The 307-nt window shown below is 58.6% G+C and carries 1 rRNA gene; it reads left to right on the plus strand.

The features are described from left to right. Window positions 1-243: 243 nt before the first annotated feature. Window positions 244-307, plus strand: a 16S ribosomal RNA gene (locus Q0789_RS16635); the annotation flags it as partial.

The following is a 307-nucleotide window of genomic DNA, read 5'->3' on the forward strand; positions in this document are numbered from 1 at the left end:
ACTCAACAGCGTACCGAAGTCGAATGCCATTTTTTGTGGGCTGGGCTGGTGGTGCTGGGTCTGCCGTTGTGGTGGGCTCGGTGTTGTCTGGTTCTGGTCAAGTGTCTTGCCGCCCCTCGTGGGGTGGTGGGGGGCGTTCAGGTGCCTTGCTCGCCAGTGGGTGGGGTGCTGTTGTTCCAGGTGTATTAAGACCAGCTCGTGACCTTCTCTTTCCGGAGGGGTTGGGGGTGTGGTTGTTGTGCATTGATGGAGAGTTTGATCCTGGCTCAGGACGAACGCTGGCGGCGTGCTTAACACATGCAAGTCG

This window comes from uncultured Pseudokineococcus sp. (assembly GCF_947499845.1).
Lineage (GTDB): Bacteria > Actinomycetota > Actinomycetes > Actinomycetales > Quadrisphaeraceae > Pseudokineococcus.